The organism is Reyranella aquatilis (assembly GCF_020880995.1).
Taxonomy (GTDB): Bacteria; Pseudomonadota; Alphaproteobacteria; order Reyranellales; family Reyranellaceae; genus Reyranella; species Reyranella aquatilis.
In genome coordinates, this window is sequence record NZ_JAJISD010000009.1 from 191,051 (window position 1) to 210,038 (window position 18,988).

The following is an 18,988-nucleotide window of genomic DNA, read 5'->3' on the forward strand; positions in this document are numbered from 1 at the left end:
AGCCCCACATTTTGATCGATGCCCCGCGAACCGTTCGAAAGCTAACATTGCGCCGCGCTGCAGGTAAAGCGCCGGCACCCGGCGCGGTCGAATCCACCGCTTCACTACAACTGATATCCGGGACGCCTCCAGTTCATCGATTGGGCCCACTCCCCGTCATCCACGCCCGCACTTTCCGTCCCTCACCTTTCCTCGCCGAGCGCGCTTTCGTGCCAGCGCCGCAGCAGAAGGTGCGAAATCAGCGACAGCAGCAGGTAGATCGCGATGCCCGCGGCCGAGATCAGCACCAGGGCCGCGAACATGCGCGGGATCTTGAGCTGATAGCCGGATTCGAGGATGCGATAGGCGAGGCCCGACGCGCGCCCGCCGGAGCCCGCAACGAATTCGGCGACGACGGCGCCGATCAACGCCAGGCCGCCCGAGATCCGCAAGCCCCCCAGGAAGTACGGCAGTGCCGCCGGCAGGCGCAGCTCGAGCAGCGTGCGCCATCGGCTCGCGCCATAGAGTTCGAACAGGTCTAGCAGGTTGCGGTCGACCGAGCGCAGGCCCAGCACGGTGTTGGACAGGATCGGAAAGAAGGCCACCAGCCAGGCGCAGATCAGCAGCGAGACATCGACATCGTCGACCCAGGCGATGATCAGCGGTGCAATGGCGACGATGGGCGTCACCTGCAGGATGATGGCGTAGGGAAAAAGCGACAGTTCGATCCAGCGCGACAGCGAGAACAGGAGCGCCAGCGCTCCGCCGACCAGCACCGCGGCCAGCAGGGCCTGCAGGGTGATGGTGAGTGTCACCACCAGCGCCGGCCAGAGCGTGCCCCAGTCCGACACCAGGGTCTTCGCCACCAGGATCGGCCCCGGCAGGATATAGGGTGGGATCGCCATCGCGCGCACGAGCCCTTCCCACAGGACCAGCATGAAGATGCCCATGAGGACGGGCGCAATGAAGCGGGCACTCACCGGGAAGCCCCCTCACCCAACCTCTCCCCCAAGGGGGAGAGGAACATGAAGGCCAGCCGTCTCCTGCTCCTCTCCCCCGCTAGGGGGAGAGGCTGGGTGAGGGTGTTGCACGCACCCAGCGTTACTGACGTCGTCATGCCGCCATCGCGTCCGAGAGCTGGGCCGAAGCGAGGCGACACAGGGCGGCATAGTCGGCCGAGGTCCCGAAGGTTTCGGTGCGGGGATAGGGCGCCGATATCGCGAGCTCGGACCGTACGCGCCCTGGGCGCGCGCTCATCACGGCGATGCGCTGCGACAGGAAGACCGATTCGAACACCGAATGCGTCACGAACACCGCGGTGAAGCGGGTGCGCTCCCAAAGCGCCAGCAGGTCGGTGTTGAGTTTGCGCCGCGTGATCTCGTCGAGCGCCGCGAAGGGCTCATCCATCAGGAGCAGCTTCGGCTCGGTGACGAGTGCGCGGGCGATCGAGACGCGCATCTTCATGCCGCCCGACAGTTCGCGCGGAAAGCTCTTCTCGAAGCCGGCGAGGCCCACACCCGCGAGCGCCTCGGCGGCGCGCGCCTCGCGCTCGGATCGTGCCTGACCGCGCAGCTTCAGCGGCAGCGCCACGTTTCCCAGCGCCGTGGTCCACGGCATGAGGGTCGGCTCCTGGAAAACGAAGCCGAGATCGGGCCGGCCCTGCGGCCAGTCGATCGTCCCCGCTGTCGGCTCGGCAAGCCCCGCAAGCAGACGCAACAGCGTGGACTTCCCGCAACCCGAGGGACCGAGCACGCTCAGGAACTCACCGACGCCGATGTCCAGTGACACGCCTCCCAGCGCCTGAACGCCGTTCGCGAAGACTTGCGAGACGTCCCGGACGCGGACGAGCGGCATCAGGCTGGCGGCAGCGTCAGGTCGAGACGGGCCGTCCAGACCGGCAACGGCAGCGTGTCGCGCGCGGCGAGATTGGCCGGCAGCGCCGCGCGGTCGGTCACCTTGCCGAATGGCAGGACGAGTCCCGCCCGGACACCGAACACGGCATCGCCGTCGAGATGCTCGTCGTCCTCGGGAAAGAACTCGGTGATCAGCGGCGCATGGCCGGGAGCCTGCACGATCATGTGCAGATGGGCCGGCCGCCAGGCATCGCGGCCCAGGACGCGGAGCATGTCCCCGGCCGGGCCGTCGTCCGGCACCTTGTAGGAAACCGGCCGGACCGTGCTGAAGGAGAAGGTGCCGTCGTCCGCCACCGTGAGGCGAGCATGATAGTTGGTCGGCGACTGCGCGGCGTCCTGCTGGGCATAGAGGCCGTTGCCGGCATTCTGCCAGAGCGCGAGCACGGTGCCCTTGGCCGGCGCGCCCTTCTGGTCGACGACGCGGCCGCTCACGACCAGCGGCTCGCCGACCTGGCCGCGCCACAGGTCGCCGCCGTTCGGCAGTTCGGGCGCACCTTCGATGTGAAACGGCCCCAGGACCGACGACGGCGTGCCGGCCGGTGCGGCATTCACCATGTCGACCAGCGACGAGACGCCCAGCAGATCGGAGAAGAGGATGTACTCGTTGCGTTTGTCGTCGGTGAACTTCGTGGCGCGGGTCAGCGCATCGATGGCCGCTCCCCACTCCGCCTGGGTCACCTTGTTGTCGCGCACGAAACTGTGGAGATGGCCGGCCAGCGACACCAGCAGCGTCCGGGCACGTTCCGAGGGCGCGTTGCGCGCATAGTCGGCGAAGGCCTGCGTGATCGTGGTCGGTGTCAGATTGCGCATGAACGCTCCCGGGGATCAGGGCTGGGGACGGGCCGCCGCCCGCTACCGCGGCGCCCGCAGAAGAGCGTCGTAGTCGGCGCGCAGCAACGCGAACAGAAGATGGTCGGCCCACTGGCCGTTGATCCGCAGATACTGCCGCGCGAGGCCTTCCTCGTGGAACCCGACCTTCGTCAGGACCCCCTTGGAAGGCTCGTTATGGGGCAGGCAGGCCGCCTCCAGCCGGTGCAGGCGGAGATCGTCGAACACGAACGGCAGGGTCGCGCGCAACCCATCAGTCATCAGCCCTTGGCCGGCATAGGGCTGGCCCATCCAGTACCCGACCGAGGCCGTCTGGGCGACGCCGCGGCGGACGTTGCTGAGATTGATGCCGCCCACCAGCCGGCGCCCCTCGTTGGTGAACAGGAACAGGCCGTAGGCCTCGCCCGCCCGCCATTCCTTGGCCTGCTGGCGCAAGCGGCGGCGGAAATGGTCCCGGGCCAGCGAATCCTCCGGCCAGGTCGGTTCCCAGGGGGTGAGGAAGGACCGGCTGCGGGCCCGCAGTTCCGCCCATTCCGCCCAATCGTCCATGCTGGGCGCGCGCAAAAAGACGCGCTTCCCGGCGATCCTGGTCATCCCGGACAGCGACAATGGGACGTCGGCAAAACGGAACATCTTGGGCTATAATAGCGCTTCTCCGGAATTCTGACATGTTTTCCGGGGGTTGACGCAAGAAATTGAGTTTTCGCGCCCGGCAGCTCAGCCGCCGCCATTTCGCCAAACCGGCGCGCGACACCCGCCCATCGGAGTCCTCGAGGCAACCAGTCATGCAAACGGATAACAAGCCGAGCGTCGGTGAAAAGGGTCGGTTCTACCTGACCAAGCACATCTGGCTGCCGCAGCAGCCACTGGAAGACTTCAACCTGAAGCTCTCGGACATGATCCTTCGGAACATGCCGAAGCTGCCGCTGGGCGGCGAGGACGCGCTGAAGGCCTTCCCGGTCCTGGCGGAGCTCAAGAAGAGCCACGACAAGATCAAGGCCGACCTCAACTACCTGCTCAGCCACCACGACGAGATTCCCGCGTTGCACGAGGTCCATCCGCGCGACCTCTACGTGCCCGGCCGCGCCTGGCGCACCTTCCTCCTGAAGCTGTGGGGCCACGAGGTGACGGAGAACGCGGCTGCCGTTCCGGACACGATGGCCGCGATCGCCAAGATCCCCGGCGTCCATTCGGCGCTGTTCAGCATTCTTGCGGGCCGTGCCGAGATCGAACCCCATCGCGGCTCCGCCGCCGGCGTCATCCGCTTCCACTATCCGCTGATCGTGCCGAAGGAGCCCGAGAAGTGCTGGATCGAGATCGGCGGCCACCACTTCTTCTGGAGGGAAGGCGAGCCGCTGGTGTTCGACGACACGCGCGAACACTGGGTGAAGAACCAGACCGACGAGACGCGCGTCGTGCTGATCATCGACTTCAACGCCGCGATGCCCTTCCCGGTGAACCTCTATACCGGCCTGCGCTACAACCTGGTTCGCCGCAGCAAGGAAGTGATGACCGTCATCGAGCGCGCCTCGATCGGCGTCCCCCCGCGCACCGCGCAGCCGGCGCTGGCCAAGGCTGCTTAGCTCGTCGTGACTAAGCCGCCAGTCGGGCGGCGATCCTGTCGAGGGATTCCAGGCCGTCGATGGGCCCCAGCGCGGCAAGCGTGAGCTTGCCCTGCAGCAGGCGACGGGCGACGCGTCGCACGGCGTCCTGGTCGACCGCCTCGATGCGCGACACGATTTCCTCGTAGGGGATCGTGCGGCCGTGGACGATCAGGTGGCGGGCCGCCTGTTCGCAGCGGGAGCCGCTCGATTCGAGCGACATGAGCGTGCCGGCCTTGATCTGGTTGCGCGCCCGCACGAGTTCCTGCTCGTTCAGCGTGTCGGCCACGCCGACGAACTCCTCGCATACCGCCGGGATCAGCTCGGCGAGATCGTCCTCGCCCGTGCCGGCATAGATGCCGAACAGGCCACCATCGGCGTAGGCCGTATTGAAGCAGTGGATGCCGTAGACCAGGCCGCGATCCTCGCGGATGCGCTGGAACAGGCGCGAGGACATGCCGCCGCCGAACAGAGTCGAGTAGATCGCCAGCGCGAAGTAGTCCGGATCGCGATAGCCGATCCCCTCGCAACCCAGCACGAGATGCGCCTGCTCCAGCACGCGCTGCTCGCGGCCGTCGCCGCCGACATAGGCGAGCGGCACCGGAGCCTCGGCATTGGCGGGCGTGCGCGGCACGGAGCCGAAATACTTCTCGGCGAGATCGACGATCTGGTCGTGCTCGACGCGGCCGGCGGCCGACAGGACCATGTTCGACGCCGTGTAATGACGTGCCAGATAGGCGAAGAGATCGTCGCGGCCGATCGCCTCCACCGTGGTCGCGGTACCGAGGACCGGACGGCCCAGCGGCTGGCCCGGCAGCGCGGTTTCCTGGAACTGGTCGAAGATGATGTCGTCGGGCGTGTCGAGCGCCTGGCCGATCTCCTGGAGGATAACGCCCCGCTCGCGCTGCAGCTCGTCGGGATCGAACACCGAGTTGCGCAGGATGTCGGACACCATCTCGACGCCCAGCGCCACGTCCTCCTTCAGGACGGAGGCGTGGTAGGCGGTGATCTCGCGGCCCGTATAGGCGTTCAGGCTGCCGCCGACATTCTCGATCTCCTCGGCGATGGCGCGGGCGCTGCGGGTCCGGGTGCCCTTGAACGCCATGTGCTCCAGCATGTGGGCCATGCCGTTCAATTCGGCCGATTCGTGACGCGTGCCGCAGGCGACCCAGATGCCGAGCGAGGCCGATTCCACTTCGGGCATCGGATCCACGGCGACGCGCAGACCATTGGCCAGCGTCGTGACCTTCACGTTGCTCACGGGCGCACCTTGCTCCGGCTGGCCGGCGCGGCCGCCATCTCCCGCCGCTCGTCGATCATGGATTTCAACGCCTCGACGTCGTTGCGCAGTCCGTCCGAGCGCTCGGTGCGCTCCAGCAGGTCGGCAAGACGGGCCGGCAGGCGCGGCCGCTGGCCGGTCGCCTTCTCGACGGCATCCGGGAACTTGGCGGGATGCGCGGTCGCCAGCACCACCATCGGGATGGCGGTATCGCGCCGATGCTGCTGGGCCAGCGCATAGCCCACGGCAGTGTGCGGATCGATCGTCTCGCCGTAGCGCTTCAGGCAGTCTGCCATGGCCGCGAGCGTGCCGGCATCGTCGAGGCGGCCGGCGTCGAACAGCTCGCGCACGCCCGCCAGCACGTTGCCGCCGACCTCGAGCGTACCGGTGCTGCGGAACGAGGTCATCGCTTCCGCGAGCGCCACGCCATTGCGATCGTAGAGATCGAACAGCAGACGCTCGAAATTGCTCGAGATCTGGATGTCCATGCTCGGGCTCAAGGTCGGCACGACCTCCGACGTCTTCATCGTCCCGCTCTCGAAGAAGCGGGCCAGGATGTCGTTGCTGTTGGCGCCGACCACGAAGTGCGAGATCGGCAGGCCCATCTGCTTCGCGGCATAGCCCGCGTAGACGTTGCCGAAGTTGCCGCTGGGCACGCTGAAGGCGACGGGACGCTCCGGCGCCCCGAGCTTCAGGGCGGCCCAAAAGTAATAGACGATCTGAGCCATCACGCGGGCGAAGTTGATCGAGTTCACGGCCGTCAACGCATGGCGGTCGCGGAATGCGAGATCGTTGAAGCAGGCCTTGGCGAGGTCCTGGCAGTCGTCGAACGTGCCCTGGACCGCGATGTTGTGGACGTTGGCCGCCAGCACCGTCGTCATCTGTCGCCGCTGGACCTCGCTCACGCGGCCCTTGGGGAACAGCATGAAGATGTCGATGGTCTTGCGGTCGCGCACCGCCTCGATGGCGGCCGAGCCGGTGTCGCCCGACGTCGCGCCGACGATGGTCGCGTGCTGGCCGCGCGCCGTCAGCGTCTGGTCGAGCATGCGGCCGAGCAGCTGCAGCGCCACGTCCTTGAAGGCGAGCGTCGGGCCGTGGAACAGTTCGAGCAGGTGCAGGCCCGAATCGCCGAGCGGCTTCAGCGGCGCGACCTCCGGTGTCTCGAACGAGGCATAGGCCTCGCCGATCAGGCGGCGGAAGGTCGCCTCGTCGAACGAGTCGCCGACGAAGGGCCGCATCACGCGGAAGGCGAGCTCGGTGTAGCCGAGCCCTTGCATCGCCGCGATCTCGGCCTTGCTGAACTGCGGCCATTCGGCCGGCAGATAGAGGCCGCCGTCGCGGGCGAGACCCGCAAGCATGATGTCTTCGAAGCCAAGCGGCGCAGGCGTGCCCTGCGAACCGTGGCGGGTGCTGATGTAACGCATTAACGATTGCTCCGAACGCGACCGGGAGGCCTCATTCCAACGAGGCACGGATAGGATCTCTCCACTCCGCTTCGCTCCGGTCGAGATGACAAATCAGGCGACCTGCCGGCAGGCCTCATGGTCCTTGCGGACCCGTTTCGTGGAGGCCGGGAACTTGGCCAATGCTTTCTCGGGGCGGGTCGGGCGCTTGACCAGGTCGCCGCCGCAGTTCGGGCAATGTCCGCCCAGGCGGGTTCGCGCACAATCCGCGCAGAACGTGCACTCGAAGGTGCAGATCAGGGCGTCGGACGCGCCGTTGGGCAGGTCCTTGTCGCAGCATTCGCAATTGGGGCGCAGGTCGAGCATCCGTCCCTCTTACGCCTGCAGGTAGCGGCTTTCCAGATGCGCTTTGAAGGCCGACGCCCCAAGCGGCGTGCCGGTGGCCGCGGTCAGGATCTCGTCGGTCGTGGCGATCGAGCCCTTGCCGTGGACGTTCGTCCGCAGCCAGGCCAGCAGCGGCGCGAAATCGCCCCGTCCGATGGCCTCCATCAGGTCCGGATTCGCCCGGCGGGCGGCGGCAAAGAGCTGGGCCGCGGCGAGCGCCCCCAGCGTGTAGGTCGGGAAATACCCCCACCCGCCGTCCGGCCAATGGATGTCCTGCAGGCAACCCAGCGAATCGTCGGGCGGCACGATGCCCAGAAGCTCCCGCATGCCGTCGTTCCAGGCCCCCGGCAGATCGGCGAGCGGCAGATCCCCCGCCAGCATCGCGCGCTCCAGCCGGTAGCGCAGCATGATGTGCAGCGGATAGGTAACCTCGTCCGCGTCGACACGGATGAAGCCCGGCGCCACGCGGGTATAGAGCCGGTGGATGTTGTCCTCGGTCCAGGCCGGCCCGTCCTTGCCGAAGGCGGCCCGCATGCGCGGCGCCGCGAAGGCGAGGAACGCGTCGCTGCGACAGGCCTGCATCTCCATCAGCAGCGACTGGCTCTCGTGCAGGGTCATGCCGCGGGCATTGCCGACCGGTTGACGCCGCCAGGCCTTGGGCAGGCCGGCCTCGTAGAGACCATGCCCGGTCTCGTGCAGCACGCCCATCAGGGCGCGCGCGAAATCCTGCTCGTCGTAGCGCGTGGTGATGCGCACGTCGTCGGCGGTACCGCCGGTGAAGGGGTGGGCCGACACGTCGAGGCGGCCGTGATGGAAGTCGAAACCGATCCGGCGGATCAGCTCCTCGCCCAGCCGGCGCTGCGCCTCGACCGGGAACGGCCCCTCCAGCGGCAACGGATCGGGCCGGCTCTTCTGGCGCTCCAGCACGCGGCCGAGCAGGTCGGGCAGGAAGCCGCGCAGCTCGGCGAACAGCGCATCGATGCGGCCGGAACGGCCGCCGGGCTCGAACTCGTCGAGCAGCGCGTCGTAAAGCGAGGTGCCGAGGGCGGCGGCCTTCGCCTCGCCCACACGACGCATGATGGTCAGCACTTCCGCGAGCGTCGGCAGCAGCGACTTGAAGTCGGCGTTCTTCTTTGCGGACCGCCAGGCCAGCTCGCAGGCCGAACAGGCGCGCGTGCGCGCCTCGACGAGGTCGGCCGGCAGGGCACTCTCATGCACCCAGGTTCGGCGCATTTCGCGCAGGTTGGCAGCCTGCCAGGGATCGAGCGATGCCCTCCCCTCCTCGGCGCGCTCGAGCAGCTCCGGCATCTCCGGCGCGGCGATCATCTCGTGCGCGATGAGGCCCAGGGTCGCGAGCTGGTCGGCGCGGTCCCCGCTGGCGCCGTCCGGCATCATGGTCGACCGGTCCCAGTTCAGGATCGCCGCCGCGCGTCCGACATCGCTCATCCGCGCGAAACGGCGCTCGAGCTCGACGTAGGGATCGTTGACGATCATTTCGCCTTCCCGCGGCCGTTGATCTCCAGCCGCCCGTTCTCCCAGTGATAGGCGAGATAGACGCCGGACAGCGCCAGCGCGATCAGGAACCAGGTGATGGCGTACTGGAGATGGTCGTTGGGAATCTCGAGCCGTGTCTGGCCGCCGACCGGTACCCCGCCCGGATTGGGCGTGGCGTCGGCTTCGAGAAAGAACGTGTCGAGCTTCGGGTCGGGCGGTGCCCCCGCCAGCTTGCGCATCAGCGGCACGTCGGCCTGAAACCAGACGTTCTTTTCCGGCACGTTCTCGGGCGCGAAACGCGCCCGGATCTGCGAACGGCGAACGAGGCCGGTGACCTCGACGCGCCCCGTCGTCCGGGTGATGGCCTGCGTCGCGGCCGCGCGGTCCGGCACCCATCCGCGATCGAACAGGATCACGCGCCCGTCGTCGGTCTTGAGCGGCACGATTACCTGCAGCCCGACCTTGTTCTTCAGGCTCCGCGCGGCGAGGAAGAATTCGTGGCCGTGCTCGAACGTGCCCGCGACCCTCACGCGTCCGTACTCGTGCCGCAACGGGTCGCCGGCGAGCAGCTGATCGAGCGTCATCGGCGCCGCCGCCTGGTTGGTGGCGATGCGATCGAGGATCTCCCCCTTCCACGCGCGACGCTCCATCTGCCACAGGCCGAGGCCCAGCGAGAGCACCAGGATCGGCAGCGAGACGAGCGTGGGCCAGAAAGCGGGCCGCAGCCGGATCATCGTATCTCCTCCAACCGTCGAGTTCGCCTAGTCATCAAGTTCAGTCGTGCGGTGATTGAACTGCTGGGCGACCAGCAGCGCCTTCAGGAAACGCAGCATCCATACCGCCAGCGCAAAGGTCAGCGGCAGCCAGATCAGGACATGCATCCACCACGGCGGCTCGTAGCGGAACTCCACCCAGAAGACGAGCATCATGATGATGGCGCCCAGCCCCAGGATGACGAACACCGCGGGCCCGTCGCCCGCGTCGTTGCTGCGCAGGTCGAGGCCGCATACCGAGCAGCGATCGACCACGTTCAGCAGGCCGACGAACAGCTTTCCCTTGCCACAGCGCGGACAGGCGCTGCGCAGGGCGACGTCGAACGGCGATTGGCGCGGCCAGTCGGACAAGTGCCTCTCCAAAAAGCGAACCGCCGGGGAGCACCCGGCGGTTCCAAGATAGTCCGTCTTCCCGCGTCAGTGCAGGGCGATCGGCGCTTTTCCGGCGCCCCACCAGTAGATGCAGAAGAACAGGAACAGCCAGACCACGTCGACGAAGTGCCAGTACCAGGCCGCAGCCTCGAAGCCGAAATGCTGACGCGGCTTGAACTGGCCTTTGGCGGCGCGGATCAGGCAGACGATCAGGAAGGTCGTGCCGACCAGCACGTGGAAGCCGTGGAAGCCCGTCGCCATGAAGAAGGTCGACGTGTAGATGTCCTGGCTGAACGTGAACGGCGCGTGAATGTACTCGTAGGCCTGGATGCAGGTGAAGATCGCGCCCAGGACGACGGTGCACAGCAGGCCGCGGACGGCGTCCTTCTGGTTGCCTTCGATGATCGCGTGATGCGCCCAGGTGCAGGTCGTGCCCGACAGGAGCAGGATCAGCGTGTTCATCAGCGGCAGGTCGAACGGCGCGATGATGCTGATGCCCTTCGGCGGCCAGATGCCGCCCGTCGCCTCGGTCCGGACCGGCATGTTCGGCGCGCCGGGATAGAGGGCGGAGTCGAAGAACGCCCAGAAGAAGGCCGCGAAGAACAGCACTTCCGAGGCGATGAACAGGATCATGCCGTAGCGCAGGCCGAGCTGGACGACGGCCGTGTGATAGACCCGCGACTCGGCGATGACGTCGCTCCACCACCAGTACATCACGCCGAACACGAGCAGCAGGCCGGGGGCGATCGCCCACCAATGGACCGACTTCATGACGGCCTCGATGCCCGGGCCCAACATGCCCGGATGCAGCGCCAGCCCGAAGCCCAGGGCCAACAGCAGCGCCGCGAACGAACCCAGCGCCGGCCACGGGCTGGGATCGACCAGATGATAGGGATGCTTTGGAGTACCGCCGGCCATGTTCATCCACCCTTTCCGATTTCGTTGCCGGCCACGCCGCCGAGCAAGGTCCTGGCCCGTTCCGTCTTCGCCTCGAAGAAAGTGTACGAGAGCGTGATGGTCCGGATGTTGTCGTAGCGCCGATCCTTATCCAACTCCGGATCGACGAAGAAGATCACGGGCATGTCCACGGACTGCCCGGGCAGCAGCAGCTGCTCGGTGAAGCAGAAGCACTGGATCTTGTTGAACCACCCGCCCGCCGTCTCCGGCGTGACGTTGTAGGTCGAGGTGCCCACGGCCGGGCGCTGCGAGAGGTTGGTCACGCGATAGTGGGCGAGATACTCCTCGCCCAGGCGGACCTTCACTTCGCGCTGCAACGGCTGGAACTTCCACGGCAACGCCGTGTCGACGTTGGAATCGAAGCGGACGTTGACCGTGCGATCGAGGATCGGGCGATCGCCCGCCTGCGACACGACCGGCGTCCCGCCAAAACCCGTGGTCCGGCAGAACAGGTCGTAGAGCGGCGCCGAGGCGTAGGCGAAGCCGCCCATGCCGGCCGTCGCGAGGAAGAGGCGCCGAGCGACCTTCCTGTTCTTGGCAGCGATGTCGGCCCTGGGATCGCTCATCCGTAGCCGCCCATGCGCACGATCGTGAGGGCGAAGAACATCACCGCCAGCACGATCAGGAAGCCCGCAATGAAGAAATTCTTGCCGCGCTGGCGGCGGTGCATGTCGGTATCGCCCGGGCGACGGTCCTGTGCCATGGCGGCCATCATCCCGCGATCCGGCCCACGGCCAGATCGACCGGCAGCGCCGCGAACAGCGCCGCGAGATAGATCAGCGAATAGCGGAACATCCGGCGCGCAGGACCAAAGGCGGTCTCGTCGTCGGCCGTGCGCCAGACGGCGATCGCGTGAGCGATGAAGCCGAGGCAGAGAGCCAGGGCGATCGTGCCGTAAACCCAGCCGACCGAGCCCATCAGCGTGGGCACCATGGCGACCGGCAGCAGCAGCAGTGTGTAGATCACCATCTGCCGCTTGGTCTCGCGCGGACCGGCCACCACGGGCAGCATCGGCACGCCGGCGCGGAGATAGTCCTCGCGGCGATAGAGGGCGAGCGCCCAGAAATGCGGCGGCGTCCAGAGGAAGACGAGAAGGAAGAGCGCGATGGCGACGGCAGAGACGTCGCCGGTCGCGGCGGCCCAGCCGATCACCGGCGGGAAGGCGCCGGCGGCGCCGCCGATCACGATGTTATGCGGCGTGCGGCGCTTCAGCCAGATCGTGTAGATGAAGACGTAGAACAGGATGGCCGCGGCCAGAAGGGCGGCCGCCACCATGTTCGTCGACACCGCCATCAGCAGTACCGAGAAGATCGACAGGAGCAGGCCGAAACCCAGCGCATCGTCGGGGGCCACGCGGCCGGCCGGCAGCGGACGGTTGCGCGTCCGCGCCATCAGCGCGTCGAGATCGCGCTCGTACCACATGTTGATGGCACCGGCCGCACCCGAGCCCAGCGCGATCGCGATCACGGCCACCAGCATCTTGAGCGGATGGATATGCACGGGCGCGATCAGGACGCCGATCCAGCCCGTGAACACCACCAGCGACATCACGCGCGGCTTCAGCAGGTCGATGTAGTCACGCACGCGCGCGGGCGCCGTGGCGGTGTCGATTCTGTCCGAAAGAGTGTGCGCGGTCTCGCTCATGTGCCTTTCAAGGCGAAGGCGCCTTCTTGGGGGGCCTCCGCTCCGTTCCTAGTGGTGCGCCGTCGGCGAGATGTGCGGCAGTTCCTCGAACGTGTGGTACGGCGGCGGCGAGGACACGGTCCATTCCAGCGTCGTGGCGCCCTCGCCCCAATAGTTGGCGCCGACCTTGCGGCCGAACAGGAGGGTGCCGAACACCACGAAGATCAACCAGAAGATCGTCGAGCCGAACGACAGGAACGCACCGATCGAGGACAGGTAGTTCCAGTGCGCCATCGCATCCGGGTAATCGACGTAGTGGCGCGGCATGCCGGCCAGGCCCGAGAAGTGCATCGGGAAGAACGTCAGGTTCACGGCGACGAACGTCACCCAGAAATGCACCTGGGCCGCCCACTCCGGATACTGCCGGCCCGACATCTTGCCGATCCAGTAGTAGAAGCCGGCAAACATGCCGAACACCGCACCGAGCGACAGCACATAGTGGAAGTGCGCGATCACGTAGTAGGTGTTGTGCAGCGAGTAGTCGACGCCGGCATTCGCCAGAACGACGCCGGTCACGCCGCCGACGGTGAACAGGAAGATGAAGCCGATCGCCCACAGCATCGGGATGGTGAGGCGGATCGAGCCGCCCCACATCGTGGCGATCCACGAGAAGATCTTCACGCCCGTCGGGACGGCGATCACCATCGTCGCGGCCACGAAGTAGGCCCGCGTGTCGACGTCCATGCCGACCGTGTACATGTGGTGCGCCCACACGACGAAGCCGACGACGCCGATCGCCACCATCGCGTAGGCCATGCCGAGATAGCCGAAGATCGGCTTGCGGGCGAAGGTCGAGATGATGTGGCTGATGATGCCGAACGCCGGCAGGATCATGATGTAGACTTCGGGGTGCCCGAAGAACCAGAACAGGTTCAGGAACAGCGTCGGATCGCCGCCGCCCTCTGCCTTGAAGAACGAGGTGCCGAAGTTGCGGTCCGTCAGCAGCATCGTGATCGCGCCGGCGAGGACCGGCAGCGCCAGCAGCAGCAGGAACGCCGTCACGAGCACCGACCAGGCGAACAGCGGCATGCGGTGCAGCGTCATGCCCGGCGCGCGCATGTTCAGGATGGTGGTGATGAAGTTGATCGCGCCAAGGATCGACGACGCGCCGGCAATGTGCAGCGAGAAGATCGCGAGATCCATGCCCGCGCCCTGGTTGATCGTGAGCGGCGGATAGATCGTCCATCCGGTGCCCACGCCGCCGCCGATCAGGGCGGACATCAGCAGCAGGATGAAGGCCGGAGGCAGCAGCCAGAAGCTGATGTTGTTCATGCGCGGGAACGCCATGTCGGGCGCCCCGATCATCAGCGGCACGAACCAGTTGCCGAAGCCGCCGATCAGGCCCGGCATGACGACGAAGAACACCATGATCAGGCCGTGCGCCGTCACGACCGTGTTCCAGAAGTGGCCGTCCGGGGTGCCGTCGGCGCCGTTGAAGTACTGGACGCCCGGCTGCATGAGCTCGAGGCGCATGTAGACCGAGAATCCGGCGCCGATCAGGGCCGCGAAGATCGAGAAGACAAGGTACATCGTTCCGATGTCCTTGTGGTTCGTGCTGTACAGCCACCGCTTGATGCCGGTTGGCGTGTGATCGTCATGCCCGTGGGCGTGGTGGTCGTGGGCGGCGCCGTGCGCGGTGGCCATTCTGTATCTCCTGCGGAGAAGCGCTTAGCGGTTGGCGGGAGCGGTGGCGGACGCGACGTCGGTCGCAGGCGCGAGCCCGGCGGCCTTCTTCTTGTCCGCAACCCACTTGTCGAAATCGGCCTTGGAGACCACGCGAATGCCAATCGGCATGAAGCTGTGGTTCTGGCCGCAGATCTGCGAGCACTGGCCGAAATAGAGGCCCTCTTCCTTGACGCTGATCCAGCCCTCGTTGAGGCGGCCGGGAATCACCGTCTTCTTGATGCCGAAGCCCGGGACGGTCCAGCCGTGCATGCTGCCGCCCTCGGCGGTGCCGATGATGCGCACGACCGTGTTGGCCGGGATCACCATTTCCTCGTCGACGGCGAGCAGGCGCGGCACCTGCGGCTTGGTCTTGGCGCGATCGGCCTCGCTCAACATGCGGCTCTCGATCGTGAAATCGCCCTGGTCCGGGTAGTTGTAGGACCAGTACCACTGGTGTCCGGTGACCTTCACCGTCAGAGCCGCATCCGTCGCCTTGTCGCTGTAGTAGAGCAGGCGGAACGACGGAATGGCGATCACGACCAGGATCAGGATCGGAATGATCGTCCAGGCGATCTCGAGCAGCGTGTTGTGGGTGACCGTCGTCGGCGTGGGGTTGCGGCCGGCATGGAAGCGCCAGACGGCGTAGACCAGCAGCAGCAGCACGAAGACGCAGATCAGGGTGATGATCACCAGCAGCAGGTCATGCAGCGATTCGACCCGCTCCATGATCGGCGTGTAGGGCGGCGGAAAATTCAGCTGCCAATCATGCGGCACGCCAATGACCTTCTGCGCCTGGGCAGGCGCCGCGATGCCGAATCCGGCCATTGCCGCCAACAGCCCAAGAACGCCCAAAACGCGCTTAACGACCATGCATCCGTCCCCTCGGCGGTTAAGACCCGGCAGGTTTTCCGACCCGCAAAATCCCCCGCATTTCAAACGGGTTAGTACCAGATATAGCCGTGGGTCGTAACGGGTTTTCAGCCCGTGTCGGTATGTGGCGGCCGGTCGCAGCCGGCCGCAGGATGGGGAAAGCCGGCCGCCCCGGAGCGCGGCTCAGGCCCTCTCCCCGGCTCATTCGCCCCCCGATCACGCCCCGAAGTTGCCGCTTGTCTTTCGAAGATCGCCCTTTAAGGTCCGCCCGCCGCGGCCGGACCGCGGCTTCGCCGAAGGAAATCGTCATGCGGCTCGCCTTTCTGACGCCCGTCCTTGCCGTCATTCTCATGTTCGCAGGAGCAGCCTCCGCCATGGATAAGGAAAATACTCTCTACATCGACCTCAAGGACGGCCGCGTCGTCATCGAGATGCGCCCCGACCTCGCCCCCAAGCACGTCGCCCAGATCAAGAAGCTGGCGCGCGAGGGCAAGTACGACGGCGTGGTCTTCCACCGCGTGATCGACGGCTTCATGGCGCAGACCGGCGATCCGACCGGCACCGGCAGCGGCGGCATGGGCGAAACGCTCAAGGCCGAGTTCTCCAAGGAGCCGCACAGCCGCGGCGTGGTCTCGATGGCCCGCACCAACGACCCGAACAGCGCCCGCAGCCAGTTCTTCATCGTCTTCAAGGACTCGAACTTCCTCGACGGCCAGTACACCGTCTGGGGCAAGGTCACGTCCGGCATGGAATTCGTCGACAAGATCAAGAAGGGCGCGCCGGGCTCGGGCGCCGTGTCGGCGCCGCCGGACAAGATGATCAAGGTCCAGGTCGCGGCGGACGCGAAGAGCTAGGCTCCCCCGCGTCCGGCCCGGACGTCTACTTGGTAACGGTGTGGAAGGCCTTGGCGATGACCTGCCAACGGCCTTCTACTTTCAGAAGCGTCAGATAGTCCGTGAAGTAGCGCGGCGGAATCTGGCACTCGACCTTGGCGAAGGCCGTCGCCGGGCCCGAGAAATCGATCGACACGATGCGATCGCGGCGTTCGCTGCCGCTTTCCTTGGCGGATTTGCGGCTCTCTACCATCTTGAACCAGTCGGCACGCGGCATGTCCGCGGCCTTGCCGTCAGGCCCGGCGCTGTAGAGGTGCGACGCGGGATGGAATGCTTCGCCGAGCTTCTTCGTATCGCCCTCGTAAAGCCCGTCGAAATAGACCTGCAGCACCTTCTCGATCGCCGCGACGTCGGAACTCATCTCGCTTCTCCCTCTTTCAAATCGCGCCGTTGGGCGCCACCAGGATCTTGCCGTTGCGTCCGCCCTTGTCGGCGTGCGCCAGCGCGTCCTTGATCTTCTCGATTGGATAGACCGTGTCCACCGGGGCGTACAACGTACCCGCCATCACCTGCGCCGCAAGGTCGGCGTAGATCTCGCGGATCCTTGCCGCGTCGCGCTTGGCGAGGCCGCGGCCCAGCATGAAGCCGGTCAGCTTGATGCCGCGATAGATCAGGTTGCTGCGTCCGACCCTGGGATCCTCGCCGCTCATCGATCCGTAGTGCACCACGGTGCCCTCGGTTGCGACGCAGTCCACGATACGCCCCGTGGCGGCACCGCCGACCGCCTCGATGCCGAGCCGGATCGCGGCGTTGCCCGTCGCACCGGCCACCCGTGCCGCGAGGTCGTCGTCATCGACCAGCACCACATCAGCGCCCAGTGCCTTCAGGGCCTCCCCCAGCTCGGCGCGGCGCACCACGTTCACCGTCCGCAGGCCGCGCTGGTGAGCCTGCACGATCAGCAGCCGCCCCACCGCGGAGTTGGCGACATTCTGGATCACCCACTCCCCGGGCGCGAGATCGACGAAGTCGGACAGCATCAGCCGCGCCGTGGGCGGATTGATGCGCACCATCGCCGCCTGGCGCAGGTCGATCCCCGCCGGCAGCGGAATGGCGTCCTCGCCCTTCACCCGCCGCTTCTGCGTCCAGTTCTCCCGCTGCAGGTTGATGACCAGATCACCCGTCTTCACATGCTTCACGGCCGAGCCGACGGCGGTGACGCGGCCGACGCATTCGGCGCCCGGCGTCGCCGGCAGCGGCGGCTTGAGCCGGTAGCTGCCCTTGCAGAACCACATGTCCGCGGGATTGATCGGGAAGGCGAGCACGTCGAACACGACCTCGTCGGCCGCCGGCTCCCCGACGTCCGGGACCTCGGCGCAGCGCGCCACGTCCCACGGCGTCCCGTACCGATCGATCAGCACCTGCTTCATGCCGCGCCTCCGCCCGATGGTCACGGGCACTTTGTTGGCCCGTCGATTGCTTATATGGTGATTTGACAGGGGGTGAAATGCCGGATGGCGATCAAGGCATTCGATGAGATGAATTCGGGCACGGACGGTTCGGTCCGGGTGCCCTACCGCAGTGTCGCCGACTGGCTGGCGCGGACCTCGCCCGAGCGGGTGGCGGCCACGCGCGCCGAGGTCGATCTCTTCTACCGGCGACACGGCATCACCTTCGGCGCCTACGGCGCGGCCGAGGGGGCCGAAACGACCATTCCCTTCGACATCATCCCGCGCGTCATCGCCTATGACGAATGGCAGTACCTGCACAAGGGACTCTCGCAGCGCGTGCAGGCGTTGAACGCCTTCCTGAGCGACGCCTACGGCCAGCGCGAAATCTGCCGCGCCGGGATCATCCCCGAGGAGCAGATCCTGATGAACGGCGAGTTCGTCGCCATGGCGCAGGGGCTGCAACTGCCCGGCGGCGTGCACGCCCACATCGCCGGCATCGATCTCGTGCGCGTCGGCGAGAAGGATTTCTACGTCCTCGAGGACAATGTGCGCACGCCCTCCGGCGTCTCCTACGTGCTGGAGAATCGCGAGGTCATGATGCGGCTGGCGCCGGAGCTGTTCGCCGCCAAGAGCGTCCTGCCTGTGGCCGACTATACCGAGGAATTGCTGGCCACCCTGCGCTCCGTGTCGTTCAGCGACGGCCATGAGCCCAATGTCGTGCTGCTGACGCCCGGCCACTACAACAGCGCCTATTTCGAGCACGCCTTTCTCGCCGACGAAATGGGCATCGAGCTGGTGAAAGGCTCCGACCTGTTCGTCGACGAAAGCCGCGTCTTCATGCGCACGCCGCGCGGGCCGCAGCGGGTCGACGTGATCTACCGCCGCGTCGACGATGCCTTCCTCGATCCGCTGGCGATGCGTCCCGACTCCTTCCTTGGCGTCGCCGGCCTGCTCGGCGCGCTGCGCGCCGGCCGCGTGAACATCGTGAACGCGCTGGGCAACGGCGTGGCCGACGACAAGTCGACCTACACCTACGTGCCGGAGATGGTGCGCTTCTATCTCGGCGAGGAGCCGATCCTGCAGAACGTGCCGACCTGGCGCTGCGACCGGGCCGACGACTACAAGTACGTGCTGGAGCATCTCTCCGAGATCGTGGTCAAGGAAGTCCATGGATCGGGCGGCAAGGGCATGCTGGTCGGCCCGACGTCGAGCAAGGCCGAGATCGAGGAATTCCGCGCGCTCCTCAAGGCGCGACCGGACAACTACATTGCCCAGCCGACGCTCTCGCTCTCGACCTGCCCGACCTTCGTGAACCAGGGCGTGGCGCCGCGGCATGTCGACCTCCGGCCCTTCGTGCTCTCGGGCAAGAAGATCACCATCGTGCCGGGCGGCCTCACCCGAGTCGCCCTCAAGGAGGGATCCCTGGTGGTGAACTCGAGCCAGGGCGGCGGCACCAAGGATACCTGGGTGCTGGCGCCGGACGCGCCGGCGGATGGCAGTTAGGCC

At 66.7% G+C, this 18,988-nt stretch carries 21 protein-coding genes; 3 read left to right on the plus strand and 18 right to left on the minus strand.

The annotated features are described in order from the left end of the window. Nucleotides 1-182 precede the first annotated feature (182 nt). The 4 genes from LJ725_RS20615 to LJ725_RS20630 form a co-directional block, all read right to left on the minus strand. Nucleotides 183-929, minus strand: a complete 747-nt coding sequence (locus tag LJ725_RS20615) for an ABC transporter permease (RefSeq protein WP_230552769.1) — start codon at nucleotides 927-929, stop codon at nucleotides 183-185. A 163-nt stretch (nucleotides 930-1,092) separates the two neighbouring features. Then, nucleotides 1,093-1,833 carry an ABC transporter ATP-binding protein gene (locus tag LJ725_RS20620; protein WP_230552662.1) on the minus strand — a complete coding sequence of 247 codons (741 nt, stop codon included), beginning with the start codon at nucleotides 1,831-1,833 and terminating at the stop codon, nucleotides 1,093-1,095. Next, on the minus strand, nucleotides 1,833-2,702 hold the full coding sequence (locus LJ725_RS20625) for a dioxygenase family protein (RefSeq protein WP_230552663.1): 870 nt from the start codon (nucleotides 2,700-2,702) through the stop codon (nucleotides 1,833-1,835). Before LJ725_RS20625 ends, LJ725_RS20620 begins: the two co-directional genes overlap by 1 nt. 42 nt (nucleotides 2,703-2,744) lie before the next feature. Next, nucleotides 2,745-3,353 carry a GNAT family N-acetyltransferase gene (locus tag LJ725_RS20630; protein ID WP_408015761.1) on the minus strand — a complete coding sequence of 203 codons (609 nt, stop codon included), beginning with the start codon at nucleotides 3,351-3,353 and terminating at the stop codon, nucleotides 2,745-2,747. Between the two features lie 152 nt (nucleotides 3,354-3,505). On the opposite strand from LJ725_RS20630, the gene LJ725_RS20635 reads away from it, so the two are divergent. Further along, nucleotides 3,506-4,303, plus strand: a complete 798-nt coding sequence (locus tag LJ725_RS20635; RefSeq protein WP_230552666.1) for an aspartyl/asparaginyl beta-hydroxylase domain-containing protein — start codon at nucleotides 3,506-3,508, stop codon at nucleotides 4,301-4,303. Between the two features lie 10 nt (nucleotides 4,304-4,313). Here the strand turns inward: LJ725_RS20635 and LJ725_RS20640 are convergent, their stop codons facing one another. From LJ725_RS20640 to coxB, 12 genes are all read right to left on the minus strand, one after another. Continuing rightward, nucleotides 4,314-5,582: a M16 family metallopeptidase gene (locus LJ725_RS20640; protein WP_230552667.1), complete on the minus strand. Its 1,269-nt coding sequence runs from the start codon at nucleotides 5,580-5,582 to the stop codon at nucleotides 4,314-4,316. Beyond that, nucleotides 5,579-7,024, minus strand: a complete 1,446-nt coding sequence (thrC, locus tag LJ725_RS20645; RefSeq protein ID WP_230552668.1) for a threonine synthase — start codon at nucleotides 7,022-7,024, stop codon at nucleotides 5,579-5,581. The genes LJ725_RS20640 and thrC overlap by 4 nt, the downstream gene beginning before the upstream one ends. A gap of 93 nt (nucleotides 7,025-7,117) precedes the next feature. Next, the gene (locus tag LJ725_RS20650; protein WP_216964385.1) at nucleotides 7,118-7,369 is read right to left on the minus strand and encodes a DUF1272 domain-containing protein; all 252 of its coding nucleotides are present in this window, start codon (nucleotides 7,367-7,369) and stop codon (nucleotides 7,118-7,120) included. A 9-nt stretch (nucleotides 7,370-7,378) separates the two neighbouring features. Beyond that, entirely contained in the window at nucleotides 7,379-8,881 is a 1,503-nt protein-coding gene (locus LJ725_RS20655) for a carboxypeptidase M32 (protein WP_230552669.1), read from the minus strand. After that, a complete protein-coding gene (locus LJ725_RS20660; RefSeq protein WP_230552670.1) occupies nucleotides 8,878-9,615 on the minus strand; it encodes an SURF1 family protein in 738 nt (245 codons plus the stop codon). Before LJ725_RS20660 ends, LJ725_RS20655 begins: the two co-directional genes overlap by 4 nt. Before the next feature lie 27 nt (nucleotides 9,616-9,642). After that, nucleotides 9,643-10,005 carry a DUF983 domain-containing protein gene (locus LJ725_RS20665; protein WP_230552673.1) on the minus strand — a complete coding sequence of 121 codons (363 nt, stop codon included), beginning with the start codon at nucleotides 10,003-10,005 and terminating at the stop codon, nucleotides 9,643-9,645. A gap of 66 nt (nucleotides 10,006-10,071) precedes the next feature. Then, entirely contained in the window at nucleotides 10,072-10,944 is an 873-nt protein-coding gene (locus LJ725_RS20670) for a cytochrome c oxidase subunit 3 (protein WP_230552770.1), read from the minus strand. Nucleotides 10,945-10,946: 2 nt separating this feature from the next. Next, the gene (locus LJ725_RS20675) at nucleotides 10,947-11,549 is read right to left on the minus strand and encodes a cytochrome c oxidase assembly protein (RefSeq protein WP_230552675.1); all 603 of its coding nucleotides are present in this window, start codon (nucleotides 11,547-11,549) and stop codon (nucleotides 10,947-10,949) included. Beyond that, nucleotides 11,546-11,686 carry a hypothetical protein gene (locus LJ725_RS20680; RefSeq protein WP_230552676.1) on the minus strand — a complete coding sequence of 47 codons (141 nt, stop codon included), beginning with the start codon at nucleotides 11,684-11,686 and terminating at the stop codon, nucleotides 11,546-11,548. Before LJ725_RS20680 ends, LJ725_RS20675 begins: the two co-directional genes overlap by 4 nt. A gap of 8 nt (nucleotides 11,687-11,694) precedes the next feature. Beyond that, nucleotides 11,695-12,627 (minus strand): heme o synthase, encoded by a 933-nt coding sequence (locus LJ725_RS20685; protein WP_230552677.1) that lies wholly within the window; start codon nucleotides 12,625-12,627, stop codon nucleotides 11,695-11,697. A gap of 48 nt (nucleotides 12,628-12,675) precedes the next feature. Beyond that, nucleotides 12,676-14,310, minus strand: a complete 1,635-nt coding sequence (gene ctaD / locus LJ725_RS20690; protein ID WP_230552678.1) for a cytochrome c oxidase subunit I — start codon at nucleotides 14,308-14,310, stop codon at nucleotides 12,676-12,678. Between the two features lie 24 nt (nucleotides 14,311-14,334). After that, the gene (gene coxB / locus LJ725_RS20695; RefSeq protein ID WP_230552679.1) at nucleotides 14,335-15,201 is read right to left on the minus strand and encodes a cytochrome c oxidase subunit II; all 867 of its coding nucleotides are present in this window, start codon (nucleotides 15,199-15,201) and stop codon (nucleotides 14,335-14,337) included. Between the two features lie 374 nt (nucleotides 15,202-15,575). Here coxB and LJ725_RS20700 point away from each other — a divergent pair, with 374 nt between their 5' ends. Then, a complete protein-coding gene (locus LJ725_RS20700) occupies nucleotides 15,576-16,055 on the plus strand; it encodes a peptidylprolyl isomerase (RefSeq protein ID WP_329958383.1) in 480 nt (159 codons plus the stop codon). Nucleotides 16,056-16,080: 25 nt separating this feature from the next. Here the strand turns inward: LJ725_RS20700 and LJ725_RS20705 are convergent, their stop codons facing one another. Both LJ725_RS20705 and LJ725_RS20710 read right to left on the minus strand, forming a co-directional pair. After that, nucleotides 16,081-16,455: a nuclear transport factor 2 family protein gene (locus LJ725_RS20705; protein ID WP_230552680.1), complete on the minus strand. Its 375-nt coding sequence runs from the start codon at nucleotides 16,453-16,455 to the stop codon at nucleotides 16,081-16,083. A gap of 16 nt (nucleotides 16,456-16,471) precedes the next feature. Further along, nucleotides 16,472-17,461 (minus strand): zinc-dependent alcohol dehydrogenase family protein, encoded by a 990-nt coding sequence (locus LJ725_RS20710; RefSeq protein WP_230552681.1) that lies wholly within the window; start codon nucleotides 17,459-17,461, stop codon nucleotides 16,472-16,474. Between the two features lie 84 nt (nucleotides 17,462-17,545). Between LJ725_RS20710 and LJ725_RS20715 the strand changes: the two genes are divergently transcribed. Then, complete coding sequence (locus LJ725_RS20715) at nucleotides 17,546-18,985, plus strand: circularly permuted type 2 ATP-grasp protein (protein WP_230552683.1); 1,440 nt, start codon at nucleotides 17,546-17,548, stop codon at nucleotides 18,983-18,985. Nucleotides 18,986-18,988 lie beyond the last annotated feature (3 nt).

What these genes read in the sequence shown, in the direction of transcription:
- LJ725_RS20615 (WP_230552769.1), bottom strand. Translation starts at nt 929, where the DNA reads ATGGGCATCTTCATGCTGGTCCTGTGGGAAGGGCTCGTGCGCGCGATG.
- LJ725_RS20620 (WP_230552662.1), bottom strand. Translation starts at nt 1,833, where the DNA reads ATGCCGCTCGTCCGCGTCCGGGACGTCTCGCAAGTCTTCGCGAACGGC.
- LJ725_RS20625 (WP_230552663.1), bottom strand. Translation starts at nt 2,702, where the DNA reads ATGCGCAATCTGACACCGACCACGATCACGCAGGCCTTCGCCGACTAT.
- LJ725_RS20630 (WP_408015761.1), bottom strand. Translation starts at nt 3,353, where the DNA reads ATGTTCCGTTTTGCCGACGTCCCATTGTCGCTGTCCGGGATGACCAGG.
- LJ725_RS20635 (WP_230552666.1), top strand. Translation starts at nt 3,506, where the DNA reads ATGCAAACGGATAACAAGCCGAGCGTCGGTGAAAAGGGTCGGTTCTAC.
- thrC (WP_230552668.1), bottom strand. Translation starts at nt 7,024, where the DNA reads ATGCGTTACATCAGCACCCGCCACGGTTCGCAGGGCACGCCTGCGCCG.
- LJ725_RS20650 (WP_216964385.1), bottom strand. Translation starts at nt 7,369, where the DNA reads ATGCTCGACCTGCGCCCCAATTGCGAATGCTGCGACAAGGACCTGCCC.
- LJ725_RS20655 (WP_230552669.1), bottom strand. Translation starts at nt 8,881, where the DNA reads ATGATCGTCAACGATCCCTACGTCGAGCTCGAGCGCCGTTTCGCGCGG.
- LJ725_RS20660 (WP_230552670.1), bottom strand. Translation starts at nt 9,615, where the DNA reads ATGATCCGGCTGCGGCCCGCTTTCTGGCCCACGCTCGTCTCGCTGCCG.
- LJ725_RS20670 (WP_230552770.1), bottom strand. Translation starts at nt 10,944, where the DNA reads ATGGCCGGCGGTACTCCAAAGCATCCCTATCATCTGGTCGATCCCAGC.
- LJ725_RS20675 (WP_230552675.1), bottom strand. Translation starts at nt 11,549, where the DNA reads ATGAGCGATCCCAGGGCCGACATCGCTGCCAAGAACAGGAAGGTCGCT.
- LJ725_RS20680 (WP_230552676.1), bottom strand. Translation starts at nt 11,686, where the DNA reads ATGGCACAGGACCGTCGCCCGGGCGATACCGACATGCACCGCCGCCAG.
- LJ725_RS20685 (WP_230552677.1), bottom strand. Translation starts at nt 12,627, where the DNA reads ATGAGCGAGACCGCGCACACTCTTTCGGACAGAATCGACACCGCCACG.
- ctaD (WP_230552678.1), bottom strand. Translation starts at nt 14,310, where the DNA reads ATGGCCACCGCGCACGGCGCCGCCCACGACCACCACGCCCACGGGCAT.
- coxB (WP_230552679.1), bottom strand. Translation starts at nt 15,201, where the DNA reads ATGGTCGTTAAGCGCGTTTTGGGCGTTCTTGGGCTGTTGGCGGCAATG.
- LJ725_RS20700 (WP_329958383.1), top strand. Translation starts at nt 15,576, where the DNA reads ATGGATAAGGAAAATACTCTCTACATCGACCTCAAGGACGGCCGCGTC.
- LJ725_RS20705 (WP_230552680.1), bottom strand. Translation starts at nt 16,455, where the DNA reads ATGAGTTCCGACGTCGCGGCGATCGAGAAGGTGCTGCAGGTCTATTTC.
- LJ725_RS20710 (WP_230552681.1), bottom strand. Translation starts at nt 17,461, where the DNA reads ATGAAGCAGGTGCTGATCGATCGGTACGGGACGCCGTGGGACGTGGCG.
- LJ725_RS20715 (WP_230552683.1), top strand. Translation starts at nt 17,546, where the DNA reads ATGGCGATCAAGGCATTCGATGAGATGAATTCGGGCACGGACGGTTCG.